This is a genomic window from Agaribacter flavus, assembly GCF_042646125.1.
GTDB classification, from domain to species: domain Bacteria; phylum Pseudomonadota; class Gammaproteobacteria; order Enterobacterales; family Alteromonadaceae; genus Glaciecola; species Glaciecola flavus.
The window spans coordinates 366,982-383,120 of the sequence record NZ_JBHRSW010000005.1 but is presented as its reverse complement, the minus strand read 5'-3'; the positions used below and the strand labels follow the sequence as shown (position 1 = coordinate 383,120).

Here is a 16,139-nt window from a genome sequence, read left to right as displayed (position 1 = left end):
CTAGCAACAGGCGACTCCCTGTTTTATTGCCTCGCAAAGTGCACTGATGTCTTGTGGACTGGAAATAAATGGAGGCATGATGTAAATGTTTTTGGAGAAGGGGCGGATCCAAGCGCCGTGCTTAATAAATACTTTTTGAATTTCAGCAACATTCACGTGCATCTTCATCTCCACCACCCCAATTGCGCCCAAAATTCGCACGTCAGCCACTTTGTCATTCGTTTTTAGCTCACTTAACTCGTTTTTGAGTTGCGTTTCTATATTCAGCACATCGGTTTGCCATGGCTTTGAGAGTAAAAGATCAATACTCGCATTGGCAACGGCGCAGGCCAATGGATTGCCCATAAACGTTGGGCCATGCATGAAGACGCCAGGTTCACCTTCGCACACTCCCAAAGCAACTTGTTCTGTACAAAGGGTTGCAGCAAGTGTCATATAACCACCTGTGAGGGCTTTACCCAAGCACAAAATGTCCGGTGTAATTTGCGCGTGCTCACAAGCGAATAACTTACCGGTGCGCCCAAAGCCTGTTGCGATTTCGTCGCATATGAGTAGAACATCAAACTCATCACATAGTTGCCGGCATTGTTTGAGGTATTCGGGGTGATAGATACGCATGCCTCCCGCACCCTGAACTATAGGTTCGAGCACCAACGCAGCAAGTTGTTCAGCATGTTTTTCAAAAATATCTCGCATAGGCGCAATATCATCAGGACTCCATGTGTTCTCAAAACGGGTTTGTGGTGCAGGCGCGAAGTGATGTTCAATTAAGGATTTTTTGAACAAACTGTGCATACCGTTTATGGGGTCACATACTGACATTGCAGCAAAGGTGTCGCCGTGATAGCCATTGCGAGGGGTAACGAGTTTTGATTTTTCTGGTCGTCCCTGACAAGCCCAATATTGGATTGCCATCTTTATTGCCACTTCAACAGACACGGATCCTGAATCTGCCAAAAATACCCGATTTAAACCATCAGGGACGATTTCTAATAAGCGCTTACACAATTGAACCGCCGGCTCGTGAGTAAGGCCGCCAAACATTACGTGTGAGAACTTTTCAATTTGACAGTGTGCGGCTTCATTTAGTTTTGGATGATTGTAGCCATGAATAGTACTCCACCATGAGGACATCCCATCTACGATACTTTCGCCACTAGACAGTGTTAATCGAGTGCCGCTTGCTGCAACAACTTCATAACAGGGGAGAGGATGAACTGCAGATGTATAAGGATGCCAGATGTGTTGTTTGTCAAATTCTGTGTTGTTCAAATAATAACCTTTAGTTTAGCTTTGGATTTAGCTGTCATTGACAATGACGTTTGTGTGCATAGACTATGCGTATTAAAATTCAGAGTAAACTATTTTTTATGAGCACTTCGCACTCGTCGCACCTTCGTCAAGATTGGACCTTAGAAGAAATTAATGCACTTTTTGCCTTGCCGTTTAACGATTTGCTTTTTCAGGCGCAGACTGTTCATAGGCAAAACTTTGACCCCAATCATGTGCAAGTTAGCACCTTGTTGTCGATCAAAACAGGCGCGTGTCCAGAAGACTGTAAGTATTGTCCGCAAAGTGCGCGTTATGATACTGGCTTAGAAAAAGAGCGGCTGCTAGAAATTGATAAAGTGATTCAACGAGCTAAAGAAGCCAAAGCAGCTGGTTCAACTAGGTTTTGTATGGGTGCTGCGTGGCGTAACCCACGCGATAGGGATATGCCGTACATTACTGATATGGTCAAAGAAGTGAAAAGCTTGGGCTTAGAAACTTGTATGACTTTGGGGATGTTGACACGCGAACAAGCATTGTCGCTAAAGCAGGCGGGATTAGACTACTATAATCACAACCTGGATACCTCTCCAGAATTTTATGGTGAGATCATCAGCACACGCACTTATCAAGACAGATTAGATACCCTCGAAAATGTGCGCGCCGCGGGTATGAATGTGTGCTCGGGTGGAATAGTGGGTATGGGAGAGAGCGCCAATGATCGCTCAGGTCTACTCATGCAGCTAGCAAATCTACCCAAACAGCCTGAAAGCGTACCGATCAATATGCTGGTAAAAGTTGAAGGTACGCCTTTGGATAAGGTTAAAGACTTAGAGCCGTTTGAATTTATTCGCACCATTGCGGTCGCCCGTATATTAATGCCGAAGAGTTATGTCCGTTTGAGTGCAGGCCGAGAGTCGATGAATGAGCAAATGCAGGCCTTATGCTTTATGGCGGGCGCAAACTCCATTTTTTATGGCTGCAAATTATTGACAACTTCGAATCCAGACACGCATGACGATGTGCAATTGTTTAAAAAGTTAGGAATAAATTCAGAAAAAACAAGAACGTATTCAGATGAGGCATATGAGCAAGTCTTACAAGACGAAATCGCCTCGCAAAAAACGGATAAGTTGTTTTTTGATGCGACAAAAACATCGTCAAAAAAACTAGCGCTAGAAGCTAGTAAATAATGGCTTCATTGCACCATATTGTATAGGCCAGAGTGTGTCGTTTCATTTTATTCAGGATGCAAATGCTAAGCGAAAAGCAAATGGGCTTTTTCGTCGGCGCGTCACTATTTCGGAAGTGTCTGATAGTGTTATAAAAATTGATGGCAATTATTTTATTAATTTTGCCAGTAATGATTACTTAGGCTTGAGTCAGCATACTGAGGTATTGCAAGCCTATGTTGAAGGTTTGTCGTTATATGGTGCCAGTAGTTCGTCATCGCCGGTAGTGAGTGGGTATACCCAAGCACACGCGTCTCTCGAATCCGCATTGGCGGAACTGTGCAATCAAGAGAGCGTTATGCTGTTAAGCTCCGGTTTTGCTGCCAATCAAGCCGTTTGTCAGGCGTTGTCGCAAGGAGAGCCGAGAATGAAAAACGATCTCGGTATTGTCAGTGATAAACTCATGCATGCTTCTTTTGTTGAAGCCGCCTCTTCACAGGCCGCCAGTTTTAAACGCTTTGCACATAATGACGTCGACCATGCGCAAAGACAATTGCAGTCATTGCCCAGTAGCAACAAGCTTTTAGCGAGTGAGGGTGTATTTAGTATGGATGGCGATAGTGCGCCTGTTGCCGACTTGGTAACGTTAAAATCGTCTGCGCAAGCTTTGTTAATGCTAGATGAAGCACATAGTTTTGGTGTCGTGGGCGAGCAAGGTCTTGGTTATTCAGGCTCTTATCAATATGCACATGAAAAACAAGCCATAGACATCACAATGGGGACTTTCGGGAAAGCCATTGGGACGCAAGGTGCATTTTTAGCAGGAAGTAAGGAACTCATAGATTATCTTGTTAATTTTGCTAGGCACTACGTATATAGCACTGCACCGGCAGCCGCAATTGCAAGGGCGACGTTAAAAGCGCTCGACATTATGCTCAAAGGAAAAGAACGCGCACAACTTCATCAAAACATTGCAAGTTTTAAAGCACTAATGGGCGACAAACAAATTACACTTATGCCCTCTGACAGCGCTATCCAACCTATTCTTGTGGAGAATACTGAAAAACTGATGTTGGCGAAAGACAAACTCAGTCGTTTGGGGATATTGGTGTCTGCTATACGCACGCCCACTGTCCCTAAGGGAAGCGAGCGTCTGCGAATAACCTTATCTGCGTTGCATTCCAACGAAGATATTCATGCATTGGTTGATGCTTTAGAGATCACGCGTGATGCTGTGGGTGGATTTGCGTGATAATTGCTAAATCACAAACGAGTACGATACCTCACCAGTCAAAAACGCCAGCACTTTCTTTGGCGAGACAATTTGATAAGGCCGCTTCGAGCTACGATGCGAGTGCTTTTGTACAAGCCCAAGTGATTGAACGTCTTTGCAAGCAAATTACAGAAAACCGTATATTGAAAACGGCCACACCGAGAAACAATGTTGCCTATTTTGTCGATATAGGCAGTGGCACGGGCGCGCTTTATCGTTCGCTGAACCAAGTATGCGAGAAGAAGTGTGAAGACACAAGGCAGCATTGGCTGAACATCGATTTAAGTCATGGCATGTTGCGGCATAGTCAGAGCAGCTTGCCAAATTTGGATGAAAAAGGCTTGGCAGCTCATCGGCCTAAGCCTTACTATATTCAGGCAGACGCGAACAAACTACCATTCATTGAAGCGTCAGTACAAAACGTATATTCATCAATGGCGCTTCAGTGGTGCAACAGCCCTTCAGTAGCGTTGAACGAAATTGCACGAGTATTGATACCGAGAGGACAAGCACATTTGGCATTGATGGTCGCCCCTTCGTTTTCGCATGTTAAAGCTTGTTGGGATCAGGCAGGCTATATGCCTAGGGTCAATGATTTTCATACGAGTGAAGCATGGTTAGATGCACTACCAAGTCGTCTTAGTCTTAAATCGAACTCACTCATTAGCATTGCGCAGAAATTTGATTCATTAAAAGATTTACTTATGTCAATAAAATCCGTTGGTGCAAATACGACAATGCAGCAAAAAAGCAGGTATATGTCCAAGCAAGAATACCAGTCAGTCGAACAGTGCATTCGCATGAGCGAAAAAGGATTGTTATTAAATTATGAAGTGTTATTTCTTCATTTACAGAAGCAATAAGTAACGACTAACTTTTGTATTACTGCCATATAACGACAGCAAGACAACAGCAAAACAACCGAGAGCTATATGCGAACTATATTTGTTACAGGCACCGATACCGATGTAGGCAAGACCTTCGTGAGTCGTTTGATTTTAAACAAAATGAGTACTCGATATAGCAGAACGGCGGGTTTCAAACCGATATCAGCAGGTTGTGAGCGCACATCGCAGGGTTTACGCAATGAGGATGCTCTTATTCTTCAACAAGCCAGCACAATAGATCTTGACTACAATGAGGTTAATCCTATTGCTTTTGCGCCGCCCATTGCACCACATATTGCCGCCAAACAAGTAGGTGTGCGTTTAGGTGTGGAAGAAATCAGTCAACACTACAGACGCTTATTGGAACACTCTCCTGATTTTGTTTTGACCGAAGGCGCAGGTGGCTGGCGACTACCTCTATCTGATCAGGAGTCAGATACGTCTGCAAGTAAGCCTTGCATAGAGTATTTATCCGACTTTGCTATTGCCCACGACATGCCGGTTGTGCTCGTTGTAGGGATGCGCTTAGGTTGCTTGAATCATGCCGTACTCACTTATGAAGCTATCGTGAGAGACGGTCTCAACTGCATCGGTTGGATTGCAAATCAATGCGAGCCAGATATGCCGTATTACAAACACAACAAGCAAAGTTTAACTAACTTACTTAATGCGCCAATGCTCGCTGAAGTAGCTTATTGTGATGAAAAAACACCAGAAGGCGATGAACTTCTCGAAACAACAGCGGCTTGGCAAATTATTTTTTCATAGCGCATAGACATTAGGGCACCACCTATGGCTATACTATGATCCAATATATAGCCTCGATTGATTGTAAGCGCTCTACATATGCAAACTCACCTATTGGTACAAAGCTATTTGCAGGATCTGTACGCTAAAAAAAACGATCCGCTGAGAAAAGCGCATATTTACCCTGACGATGTTGAAGCATGCATATCAAACATAGGGGCAGGTTATATAAGCCATACGGTAGTGGGGCATTCATACGAATCTCGTCCTATTCACTTGATCAGCATGGGCACGGGGGACTTCCGCATATTTGCTTGGTCGCAGATGCATGGGGACGAACCCACAGCTACGGCTAGCCTAATAGACTTTATCGAGTTTGTTGATAGCAAAACTGGGAGAGAATGGTTTCAACTTTGGAAGGATAAGATCACCCTTTATTTATTACCCATGCTCAATCCGGATGGGGCGGCAGCGAATACAAGAGAAAATGCACAAGGAATGGACATTAATAGAGATGCAAAGGCACTACAAACACCCGAAGGCGTGGTGTTAAATCGTTTAATATCTTCTCTGCAAGCAAATTTGGCCTTTAATCTTCACGACCAAAACCGTCATTATACCGCTGGTATAGGGGGGAAAGAAACGCTCCTCGCTGTGATGGCTCCTCCGCCAGATGAAAACAAAACGCTTACATCAGCGAGACTGGCTAGTATGCAATATATTGGCAGCATTGTTTGTGAATTGACAGATTATATCGAAGGCAAAATCGCGCGCTATGATGACAGCTATTCTTATCGATCATTTGGCGACTTTACCGCCTCGCAAAACATACCATGTATGCTGATAGAGTCAGGCACAGAAAAAGATGACCCGTTTCGACAACAAGCACGAAAACTGAACTTTTTAGCCTTGAGCCATGCTACTCAAATTGTGGCTAAAAAAGCCCCCCTTGATGGAAAAGAAAAACATTATCATAATCTTCCAGATAACGAAGAATATGGCGTCATAGACGTCATTTTTCGGGGGGTTAATTTTTTTAATGACAATGACCCCACAAAATCTTATTTAGCTGATATCGGTTTGATCGTTGACGAAAATAGCGCAGATAATCGCGTTTTTGCTGTTGGTGATCTGAGTCGAACCCGCGCTTATCGCGAGATAAATTGTCAAGGTCTGCATTTTGTTCCAGGCAAAACTTATCAATTTGCAAAACAAGCGACATTGAAAAAACAAGCCTACTTGTCATTGCTCAAAGACGGGTATTTATGCTTTGATAACGAAAGTCATGAGCTAAACAATCAGTCATGCCTACCTATGGTATTTTCGAGTAACATTGAACACTCAGAATGTTGTTGTAAGGTAAATGCATCTGCAACATTTGGTTTAGCAAGTAGTACTGGTATGAAATTGGCCGTGATCAATGCACACATTGTTGAGTGCTGACTTGTTGGCGACAAAAGTATGGGCTTGTTTTCCTAGTCAAGGACGTACCCTAGCCTAAGAGACTTGGAAGCCATGGGGTGATGTTTTATACTAATCTCATGGAATAAAAAATAGTTGGCGAATGTGATATGCAACGCCAAGACAGCAACAATTGGATGTCTCTTTGGATACTGAAACACCTCAATCACTTTTATTTGTTTGTCTGGGTAATATTTGTCGCTCCCCTACCGCAGAGGGCGTGTTTCGCGAAAAAGCGAATAAGTCTGGCGTGGACGTAAAGATCGACAGCGCAGGTACGGGTGGTTACCACATTGGTAAAGCACCCGATAAACGCTCGCAAGACGTCGCGCTTACGCGAGGCTATGACTTGTCAAAGCTACAATGCAGACGTGTACAAGACACAGATTTTTCTGGCTTTGATTTGATTATTGCGATGGATAAGGCCAACGAACGCGACTTATTAAAAAGATGCCCAGATGAGTTTAAGCATAAGATCAAACTGTTTATGAGCTTTTGTGATTCTGAATTTGAAGAAATTCCCGATCCCTACTACAGCGGCAAAAAAGGCTTTGAGCTTGTCCTCGACCTAATTGAAAAAGCCAGTGATGGTTTGTTGCTTAAAATTGCGAGTCGGGCATAGAGCAAGCTAGAGTTGATACTTTTGCTTGCTCTCAATGCGATTATCTTGGGACAATTGCAAGGTTACAATTAGGCTCGCGCGAAATGCAGAGTAGATTGCACGGCGACCTGCCATTTTGTCAGGAGTTCACTGCGTGTTTCTGTTTGCATCTTAGGTTTAAATGCCTTGTCTAGTGCTTTGTGACCAGAAATTTCTGAAAAGTCTTTGTATAGGCCTTGTTTTAAACCCGCCAAATAAGCAGCTCCTAATGCTGTGGACTCCATCATTTCCGGACGCTTTACTTCGATATTCAAGATGTCGGCGAGAAACTGACAAAGCCAATCATTGGCCACCATACCGCCGTCTACCCAAACACTCTTAGACGCCGCGCCGTCTTGTTTCATTGCATGAAGTAAATCAGCCGTTTGGTAACACACCGCTTCCAACGCCGCTCTCGCTAGATGTGCATTGTTGGTATCGCGCGTCATGCCAAACATGGTGGCACGCGCTTTTGGCTCCCAATGTGGTGCACCGAGGCCAGCAAATCCCGGCACAAGAAACACACCATGATCATAGTCGAGAGATTCTGCAAGCGCTTGTGTTTCCCTCGCTACCTTGATGACTTTAATGCCGTCTCTTAACCACTGTACATTAGCGCCCGCAGTAAATATCGCTCCTTCTAAGGCATAGGTGGTTTTGCCATCTAAACGATAGGCAACAGTAGTCAACAACTTGTTTTTTGAGGGCAGGGCAGTGTCACCTGTATTCAGTAAGGCGAAACATCCCGTGCCGTAGGTACTTTTTAAGTCACCATTATTAAAGCAGCATTGACCAAATAACGCGGCTTGTTGGTCACCTGCAACGCCATTTATTGGTATGCGCTTATAGAAAACGTGTTCGGCCGTCGTACCAAAATCGCTGGCACTATCGAGTATGCTTGGTAGCACACTTTTGGGCACATCAAATAATGCTAAAAGCTCGTCATCCCAACTATTATTGTGGATATTATATAGGTTTGTTCTACATGCATTGGTGGCGTCAGTGACATGCGATTGCCCACCTGTTAATCGCCAAATAAGAAAGGTGTCGATGGTTCCAAAGGCTAGGTGACCCGCCTCAGCTAGCGCCCTAGCGCCTGTTACATTGTCCAATATCCATGCAATTTTGGTTGATGAAAAATAGGGGTCGAGCAAAAGTCCTGTTTTCGTCTTAACGGTATCTAGCGCATCTTGTAAACCTGCACAAATCTCTGCTGTACGGCGATCCTGCCAGACAATGGCATTGTATATTGCTTTGCCTGTGCGCTTGTCCCACACCAAGGTGGTTTCTCTTTGATTAGTAATGCCGATAGAGACGACTTCGATACCTTTTTCCACAGCTTCAGCTAGGGCTTCTTCACATGCTCGATAGGTGGTTTCCCAAATTTCCTCTGGATCGTGCTCAACCCAACCATTTTTTGGGTAGTATTGTTTAAATTCATATTGAGCACTTGCCAATGGTTGACCATCTAAAGAAAACACAATGGCGCGGCTGGAGGTTGTCCCCTGATCTATAGACAGTATCGCTGTGGTTGGCATGATGTTATTCGTCCTTAGTTAAGTCAGTTTTTAAATTCTAATAGTTATATTTGTGTTATCTACAGTTTTCACTTGCCTTTTGCGCTTTGTTTTCGTCCCATCCATAGTAAGAGAAACACACGTCCCATCCATAGTAAGAGAAACACAGCCCATCACATATGTAAACATAACGTGGCATTTGGAGAAACATTCCCGCGTTGTTTTCCGTTAAGGCGTTTACATTTAACCTGTATTTTAATATATTATTTATATGATAAATAGATCAAGTCAAATATCCAATGCAATTACGTGAGACTAATCTAAAAAAGCTAGCTTCTGAAACATACGACGTACTTATTCTCGGCGGGGGAATTAATGGTGCTGTTTCTGCCGCTGCATTGAGCAGAAAAGGCGCCAGCGTTGCGCTTATCGACAAAGGTGACTTTGCTGGACAAACTTCGTCGAATAGTTCCAACTTGGCATGGGGGGGCATTAAATATCTTGAAAACCACGAGTATTTATTGGTAAACAAGCTGTGTAAAAGTCGCAACCACCTTATGAGCAGCTATCCCTCCACAGTAAGAGAAATACGATTTTTAACAACCCTACAAAAAGGGTTTCGATTTCCCGCGTTATTTGTTTTTATTGGTACGATTTTGTACTGGGTGATGGGGAGATTTTTTACTAAAAAACCGATTTTTCTATCACCCATAAAAATTAAAAACTTGGAGCCAGCGATAGATGTGTCTAATGCGCAGGGTGGCTTTGAATATTCTGATGCGTTTTTGCATGACAACGATGCCCGTTTTGTATACAACTTTATCCGCTCATCGATGGACAATGGCGCCGTGGTCGCAAACTATGTGAGTGCTGACAGCAGCGTTTATAACGACGGATTATGGGAGATACAAGCCACGGATCAAGAAACGCAAGAAAAACTGACTATTAAAGCTAAGTCAGTGATTAATGCCTGCGGCCCCATGGTCGATGCCTTCAATGAAGTCAGTGCTGAGAAAACAGCACATCGACATTTGTTTTCCAAAGGCGTGCATCTGATTGTTAACAAGTTGACAAAAGTGGATAAGGTACTTGCCTTTTTTGCTAGTGATGGTCGTTTATTTTTTGTGATCCCAATGGGTCAAAAAACATGCATAGGTACCACCGACGATAAGGTCGAGAATCCGGCCACTTATGTGACCGACGACGACCGCAAGTTTATTTTGGACAATGTGAATGCTTTACTCGACTTGGATAAACCATTGACACAAGAAGACGTTATTTCTGAGCGTTGCGGCGTGAGGCCGCTTGCGGTGAAAGGTGAAAGCGGAAATGCGGATTGGGTTCAACTTTCAAGAAAGCATGCGATTGACGTTAATAAAGAGAAAAAGTATTTAAGTATTTTTGGTGGTAAGCTAACAGATTGTATCAATGTTGGTGAAGAAATTAGTGATATTGTGAGTGGCTTAGGCATACAACTCAGCCAAAAGGACAAAGTGTGGTATGGCGAGTCATCTGCCGAGATAAAACAAGAGTTTGAATACAGAGCAAAGCTCATTGACCTCGATAGCATGACACCCGCTTACTCTTCAGAGAAATTAACCACGCGTCTTTGGCGGCGTTACGATATCAATGCCTTACAGATATTGGATGAAATTCAGCGTGATCCGACACAAGCCGAGCAACTTATGGAAAATGCTGAGTACTTGCGCGCAGAGTTGCACTATGCTGCAAGACGGGAAATGATCACTCGCTTGGAAGACTTTTTGCGCCGACGCTCAAAAATCGAAATGGTTCTGCGCAAGCGTGAGATCATTGGCACAAAAGGTATTCAGGAAGCGTGCAAAATTCTGTTCGGTGAAAATGCCGACGAAAAGCTACAAGAATATATTGCCAATGTAGAGCAGCAAGAGGCCTTGGCTGTCACTAGAAGTTGATTAGCTAGAGTTTAACGGCTTGCCCAACTTAATCAAAGCCAAGTGGTATAGCGCAATATCACTTGGTCACCAATCTAATCGCAATTTTTAAGTAAGTGTTAAATAGCGGCTATTTTTATATTTCTAAAGCGCACGGTATTTGTTCTGTCGCCATTTTTAGCAAAATTGTGGCTTCCGTGATGTTGGATACCGATATAGCCTTCGCGTAACTTAGTGTCTTTTACATGTGTGGTGAGGATGTCATTTACCCAAATCTTTATGTCACTTCCTTTTGCCTGAATCTTGTATTTGTTCCAACTCAAATGTTTGTAGGCATTTGCTTTTAGTGCGCTCCACTCGGGAGAGTAGTTAAATTTGAAGTTTTCATCGGGGAATGAACGGGTATCATGGATGGGGTGTAGCCATTGGCGCTTGGTGCCTTGCTCATATAGGCCGCCGCTCCATTTTCTTTTACTCGGGTCTATCTCAGCTTGATAGCCATACGCAAATCGGCCTTTAGTTTCATGCTCACCTACTTGTGCTCTAAAAATGATACCTGAGTTTGAGTATTCATTGGTTTCGGGCATTTTTACTTCGGCTTCTAAAACAAAGTCTGCATATTTGTCTGTACTCAGTAAAAACCAATTTGCACGCGATATTAAGTGCAATTCGTCATTACTTTGTTTTACTTCACCGTAGGTATAAATATTTTGCCAGTTAGATAAATACTTGTCCAAAGTACGAGGAGAATTCGCACAAGCAAACAAGGACAAGTATACTAAGAAAATGCTCATGGTTTTTAGCCTAAATCTAACTCGCATGACATCATTCCTTTTGAGTCATGTTGACCACAAAGATAGGATCAACACACTACAGTTTCTGTAGTAAAAATGGTTAATATTATGTTAATAATGTATTATGCATACCTTTATTTTATTGGTCAATCAATGTTCACTTTTACTTTTTCTAAATCACGGAGTAGCTGCCAAGTACCATCCCTCCGCGTCTCTGAAGCAGAAAAGTAAGGTTATATATGTCAGTACTTTGAAACTGACCAATCCACCTTATAAATATTTAGGATAATAACCAATGGAACAAACATGGAGATGGTATGGACCACATGACCCAGTCAGTTTAGACGACATCCGTCAAGCGGGAGCGAGTGGGGTAGTCACTGCTTTACATCATATCCCAAATGGCGAAGCGTGGCCTGTTGAAGAGATAGCTGCGCGAAAGAAACTAATTGAAGCTAAATACTTGCGTTGGTCGGTGGTTGAAAGCGTACCTGTTCACGAAGCCATTAAGCGCCAATCTGAAGGCTATCAGGCATATATTGAAAACTACAAGCAAACAATAAAAAGCTTGGCTTTTCATGGGATTGATACTATTTGCTATAACTTTATGCCCGTGTTGGATTGGACAAGAACCGATCTTTCTTATGCCTTACCTGATGGCTCACGTGCACTTCGTTTTGATGCCGATGCCTTAGCCGCTTTTGATTTGTATATACTCAAACGCCCCAATGCAGATGGTACATATTCGGAGGACGAGAAAGCCCGAGCCAAGCAACATTACGATAATTTGTCTATTTCGGAAAAGAACTTGCTCACTACCAATATTATTGCTGGACTGCCTGGAGCGGAAGAAGGGTATACGCTTGAACAATTCCAAATGGAGCTAGACGCATACAAGTACATTGACAAAGCGAGATTTAGGACGCATTTAGCTTATTTTTTGAAAGAAATTTTGCCTACCTGTCAAGCTTGCGGCGTGAAATTAGCCATACATCCAGATGACCCCCCGCGACCAATTCTTGGCTTACCGAGGATTATGTCGAGTATTGACGATATTCGTTGGTTAGTTTCGATTTCAGACGCAGCGTGCAATGGCATTACGATGTGCACAGGCTCTTATGGCGTGCGCGCTGATAACGACCTTGTGGACATGATAGAACAGTTTGGAGATCGCATCTATTTTGCACATCTTCGCGCTACCCAAAGGGAAGACAATACAAATAGCTTTTACGAAGCTGCGCATTTAGACGGGGATGTCGATATGTACAAGGTAGTCTTTGCCTTGTTACAACAAGAACACCAGCGTGCAAGTTCGGGAAACAAGCAAACGATTCCCATGCGTCCTGATCATGGCCATCAAATACTCGATGACTTAAACAAGAAGACCAACCCTGGCTATTCAGCTATTGGCAGGTTAAAAGGCCTCGCCGAAATTCGTGGATTAGAGATGGGCTTAAAACGGGCTTTTTTTAGTGAGAACATGTAAGGAGTCAATGTAGCGTCTGATTGCTGCTACCTAAGTATGTTGAGCGTGAGTTTGATGATTTCCTCACTATGACCGACTTGAATACTATTTCTTACGGGTGGAATGTGGTGATTGCTAACGTGAGAAATTGGTCGCCTTTAGCTGCAAACGATGTAGGTTTTTCCCGAGCTGTGGTGCAAGATGAACGACGGAGAGTGTTGTGCTGCTTGTGGATGACGTTCTTCAAGGTTATCCAATTCGCCAGTGAGTCTGCGGCGCATATCCCTCCGCCCAGACTCAATCTCACCTGTATTTTTAGTGTATTTGTACCCAACAGCAAATCATTTGTTGGTTAATACCTACTGAGGTAGGCGGTTTACGAGAGGCAATAAGTATTTCTTATTACCTTTTATACAAGGCCTGAATCGTACTCGACTCGATCGTATTTGCCTTGATCATATACCCTGCCAAAGCCCCAGATGCGCCTTCAGGTAACTCAAGCTTCTCAACCGACAAAGCGTAAACAGTAAAGAAGTAACGATGAGCTCCATGCCCTTTAGGTGGACATGCTCCGCCATACCCTGCTATACCATAATCATTTACGACTTGAGCGGCTCCCTCAGGCAATGCGTTTTTTTTAACATTGCCAGCACCAGTTTTCAGCGTTGTTACGGTTGACGGAATATTGATAACTTGCCAGTGCCACCAGCCGCTACCTGTTGGTGCGTCAGGGTCATATACGGTTACCGCAAAACTCTTGGTGCCCTCAGGAGCATTGCTCCAAGATAATTGAGGCGACTTGTCGTCGCCCGTGCAACCAAAGCCACTAAACTCATGTTTTTTGCCCATAAACTCGCCGTGAGCGATATCTTCACTGGATACGCTAAAGCTACCAGCGTTCGCACTTAGTGCAGCTGTCATCGATACAATAAAGAACAGTTTTTTACTGAGTTGCATATATTACCTTCATCTATTTTAATTGTGGGAACACCTTCGTACTCGAAACAACCGGTTTGTATTACTTCAACAACAATTATTCTTTCGCCTTAATACAAGTATTGCGTCGCTAGCTATTCTCCAATAGCGGTTCGCGTTTATGTCAACATACATGATTTTGAGTGTGACAGACAAGTGCAATTGATCGATATAGATTTACACAATCAAGTTCTAAAAATTTACTTGGAGCACTGAACCAATCAAATTGAGCTAAACAAGGTAATTTACATTGACCCCTTTATTTCTGAAAAAATAGCGCAAAGCAGTCAAACTTTTTGTGGTCATCATTCGACTATATAAACGTCTCTAATCAGCGCTGTTGCAATACTGGTGAAATCAAGCAATGATGAATCCAATAGTCAACTATATAAAAGGGTAGCAATTTTGAAAAATTTTTTGACTATTATTTGTGTGTTATCGTCAGTCTCTATCTCTCATGCCGTGAGAGCACAAAACGCCGAACCATCGCTTCACCCAGACGTAAAAAATATCATCAATGTGTGGATTGAGTCACAAATGGACTATGAAAAAATACCCTTTGTATCAGCTAGTTATACTAGAAAACAACAAACTCTATGGTCTGGAAATTACGGCAAAGCGGCAGTGGGTCACGAACAACCAGTCACTGATCAAGCCATATCAAGTATCTGCTCATCGAGTAAAGTATTTACGGCCACAGCCATTATGAAGCTGGTTGATGAGGGTAAGCTCTCCTTAGATCAAAAAGTCAAAGACTTATTGCCTCGGTTTTCCATTCAGGGAGACGATGTGGATGCCATAACAGTAAGAAGTTTGTTAACCCATACGTCAGGTTTGCCTAGAGATACCAAACACAGTTACTGGAGTGGCCCGAATCATGATTTTCCGGCAGAAGACGATTTTTATAAGAGCCTAACACAACAAAAAATGGCGCATAGATTTGATACAAAAGTTGAATACAGCAACATAGGATTTGCACTACTCGGACAGATTATCCAGATCGTCTCGGAAAAAAGTTATAAAGATTATATGGAAAGTGAAATATTTGAACCTCTAGGTATGACGCATTCCGTGGTAGAACTTCCCAAAAACCAGTATGGCAATGAACACGTTATCGGTTATAGCGCCATCAACAGAGATGGCAAACGTCAACCTGCCAATTTCTATCAAACTCGAGCAATGCAACCGGCCGCAGGGATTTCTAGCAACGGCGCCGATTTGGCAAAATATGCCAAATGGCACTTTAGGGAAATAGATGCGAGCACACCTGAATTGATGAGTTCCTCTTCCTTAATGCAAATGTATCAAACCGATCACTCAAGCGTAGAGAGTAATCGAGGATTGGGTTTTATTGTCAACCAAGACAAGCAAGGTGATACATGGGCCATGCATGGTGGTATGTGCCCAGGCTACAACTCTTTTTTAAAACTAAACCTGACCAAAAAAGAAGGCTTTGCTTTTAACACTTCCGCTAACAAAGTCAGAGCGATTGCCTACATCAACAACCTCAATAAAATTATCGCTCGAGGCGATGAAATTGACGACACCTCAATAGATGGCCTTAATTTGTCTCAATATGAAGGTTTTTATGATTTAAACCCATTTAATAGCGAGTATTATATTGGCAAATGGGGAAGTGGACTGGTATTGCTCTATTTACCCGCCGATACTATCGACTATGCAATGTATCAATATGCCCATGTTGACAAAGACATATTCTCGCTCATTCAAAATGGTGAATTAACCGATGAAAAAATCAAATTTCAGCGCGATAAACAAGGTAAGGTTGTAGCCGTAATGAACGATGGCGGTTTACACCGCAAGCTATAAGTTCTTTACTACAATCTGAACAAAGGCTCCCTTGCTAACGATTGGCGTCTTATTGTGCAGATGATTTTTGTGTTAGCCTACCACCGCAACCTTGTAAGTCATACACCAGAAATTATTATAGCTCTAAAAATAGCTCCATTTATTAATTCTACTTTTATGACCAAGGACGCAAATTTGAATTGAGTTATCTGTATTT

Annotated in this window: 14 protein-coding genes; 10 read left to right on the top strand and 4 right to left on the bottom strand. The window is 43.0% G+C overall.

Features of this window, described 5'->3' with window-relative positions:
- Window positions 1–1,272, bottom strand: coding sequence for an adenosylmethionine--8-amino-7-oxononanoate transaminase (gene bioA, locus ACFOHL_RS03805; protein WP_376918864.1), 1,272 nt, complete (start codon window positions 1,270–1,272; stop codon window positions 1–3).
- A gap of 98 nt (window positions 1,273–1,370) precedes the next feature.
- Here bioA and bioB point away from each other — a divergent pair, with 98 nt between their 5' ends.
- The 6 genes from bioB to ACFOHL_RS03775 all read left to right on the top strand — a co-directional run bounded on the left by bioB (window position 1,371) and on the right by ACFOHL_RS03775 (window position 7,431).
- Window positions 1,371–2,462, top strand: coding sequence for a biotin synthase BioB (bioB, locus tag ACFOHL_RS03800; protein ID WP_376918863.1), 1,092 nt, complete (start codon window positions 1,371–1,373; stop codon window positions 2,460–2,462).
- A gap of 34 nt (window positions 2,463–2,496) precedes the next feature.
- Complete coding sequence (locus tag ACFOHL_RS03795) at window positions 2,497–3,693, top strand: aminotransferase class I/II-fold pyridoxal phosphate-dependent enzyme (protein WP_376918862.1); 1,197 nt, start codon at window positions 2,497–2,499, stop codon at window positions 3,691–3,693.
- Entirely contained in the window at window positions 3,690–4,577 is an 888-nt protein-coding gene (locus ACFOHL_RS03790; RefSeq protein ID WP_376918861.1) for a methyltransferase domain-containing protein, read from the top strand. The genes ACFOHL_RS03795 and ACFOHL_RS03790 overlap by 4 nt, the downstream gene beginning before the upstream one ends.
- Window positions 4,578–4,646: 69 nt before the next feature.
- Window positions 4,647–5,369: a dethiobiotin synthase gene (gene bioD / locus ACFOHL_RS03785; RefSeq protein WP_376918860.1), complete on the top strand. Its 723-nt coding sequence runs from the start codon at window positions 4,647–4,649 to the stop codon at window positions 5,367–5,369.
- 78 nt (window positions 5,370–5,447) lie between these two features.
- A complete protein-coding gene (locus ACFOHL_RS03780) occupies window positions 5,448–6,791 on the top strand; it encodes a M14 family zinc carboxypeptidase (RefSeq protein ID WP_376918859.1) in 1,344 nt (447 codons plus the stop codon).
- Between the two features lie 163 nt (window positions 6,792–6,954).
- A complete protein-coding gene (locus tag ACFOHL_RS03775; RefSeq protein WP_376918858.1) occupies window positions 6,955–7,431 on the top strand; it encodes a low molecular weight protein-tyrosine-phosphatase in 477 nt (158 codons plus the stop codon).
- Window positions 7,432–7,499: 68 nt separating this feature from the next.
- Here ACFOHL_RS03775 and glpK read toward each other — a convergent pair whose 3' ends face one another.
- The gene (gene glpK / locus ACFOHL_RS03770) at window positions 7,500–8,987 is read right to left on the bottom strand and encodes a glycerol kinase GlpK (RefSeq protein WP_376918857.1); all 1,488 of its coding nucleotides are present in this window, start codon (window positions 8,985–8,987) and stop codon (window positions 7,500–7,502) included.
- Window positions 8,988–9,265: 278 nt separating this feature from the next.
- Between glpK and ACFOHL_RS03765 the strand changes: the two genes are divergently transcribed.
- Complete coding sequence (locus ACFOHL_RS03765) at window positions 9,266–10,900, top strand: glycerol-3-phosphate dehydrogenase/oxidase (RefSeq protein ID WP_376918856.1); 1,635 nt, start codon at window positions 9,266–9,268, stop codon at window positions 10,898–10,900.
- Between the two features lie 98 nt (window positions 10,901–10,998).
- Here the strand turns inward: ACFOHL_RS03765 and ACFOHL_RS03760 are convergent, their stop codons facing one another.
- Complete coding sequence (locus ACFOHL_RS03760) at window positions 10,999–11,700, bottom strand: 3-keto-disaccharide hydrolase (RefSeq protein WP_376918855.1); 702 nt, start codon at window positions 11,698–11,700, stop codon at window positions 10,999–11,001.
- A gap of 268 nt (window positions 11,701–11,968) precedes the next feature.
- On the opposite strand from ACFOHL_RS03760, the gene uxuA reads away from it, so the two are divergent.
- On the top strand, window positions 11,969–13,159 hold the full coding sequence (gene uxuA, locus ACFOHL_RS03755; protein WP_376918854.1) for a mannonate dehydratase: 1,191 nt from the start codon (window positions 11,969–11,971) through the stop codon (window positions 13,157–13,159).
- Between the two features lie 20 nt (window positions 13,160–13,179).
- Window positions 13,180–13,494 (top strand): hypothetical protein, encoded by a 315-nt coding sequence (locus tag ACFOHL_RS03750; protein WP_376918853.1) that lies wholly within the window; start codon window positions 13,180–13,182, stop codon window positions 13,492–13,494.
- A gap of 46 nt (window positions 13,495–13,540) precedes the next feature.
- Here ACFOHL_RS03750 and ACFOHL_RS03745 read toward each other — a convergent pair whose 3' ends face one another.
- Window positions 13,541–14,095 (bottom strand): YbhB/YbcL family Raf kinase inhibitor-like protein, encoded by a 555-nt coding sequence (locus tag ACFOHL_RS03745; protein ID WP_376918852.1) that lies wholly within the window; start codon window positions 14,093–14,095, stop codon window positions 13,541–13,543.
- Between the two features lie 423 nt (window positions 14,096–14,518).
- Here ACFOHL_RS03745 and ACFOHL_RS03740 point away from each other — a divergent pair, with 423 nt between their 5' ends.
- On the top strand, window positions 14,519–15,943 hold the full coding sequence (locus ACFOHL_RS03740; protein ID WP_376918851.1) for a serine hydrolase domain-containing protein: 1,425 nt from the start codon (window positions 14,519–14,521) through the stop codon (window positions 15,941–15,943).
- Window positions 15,944–16,139 lie beyond the last annotated feature (196 nt).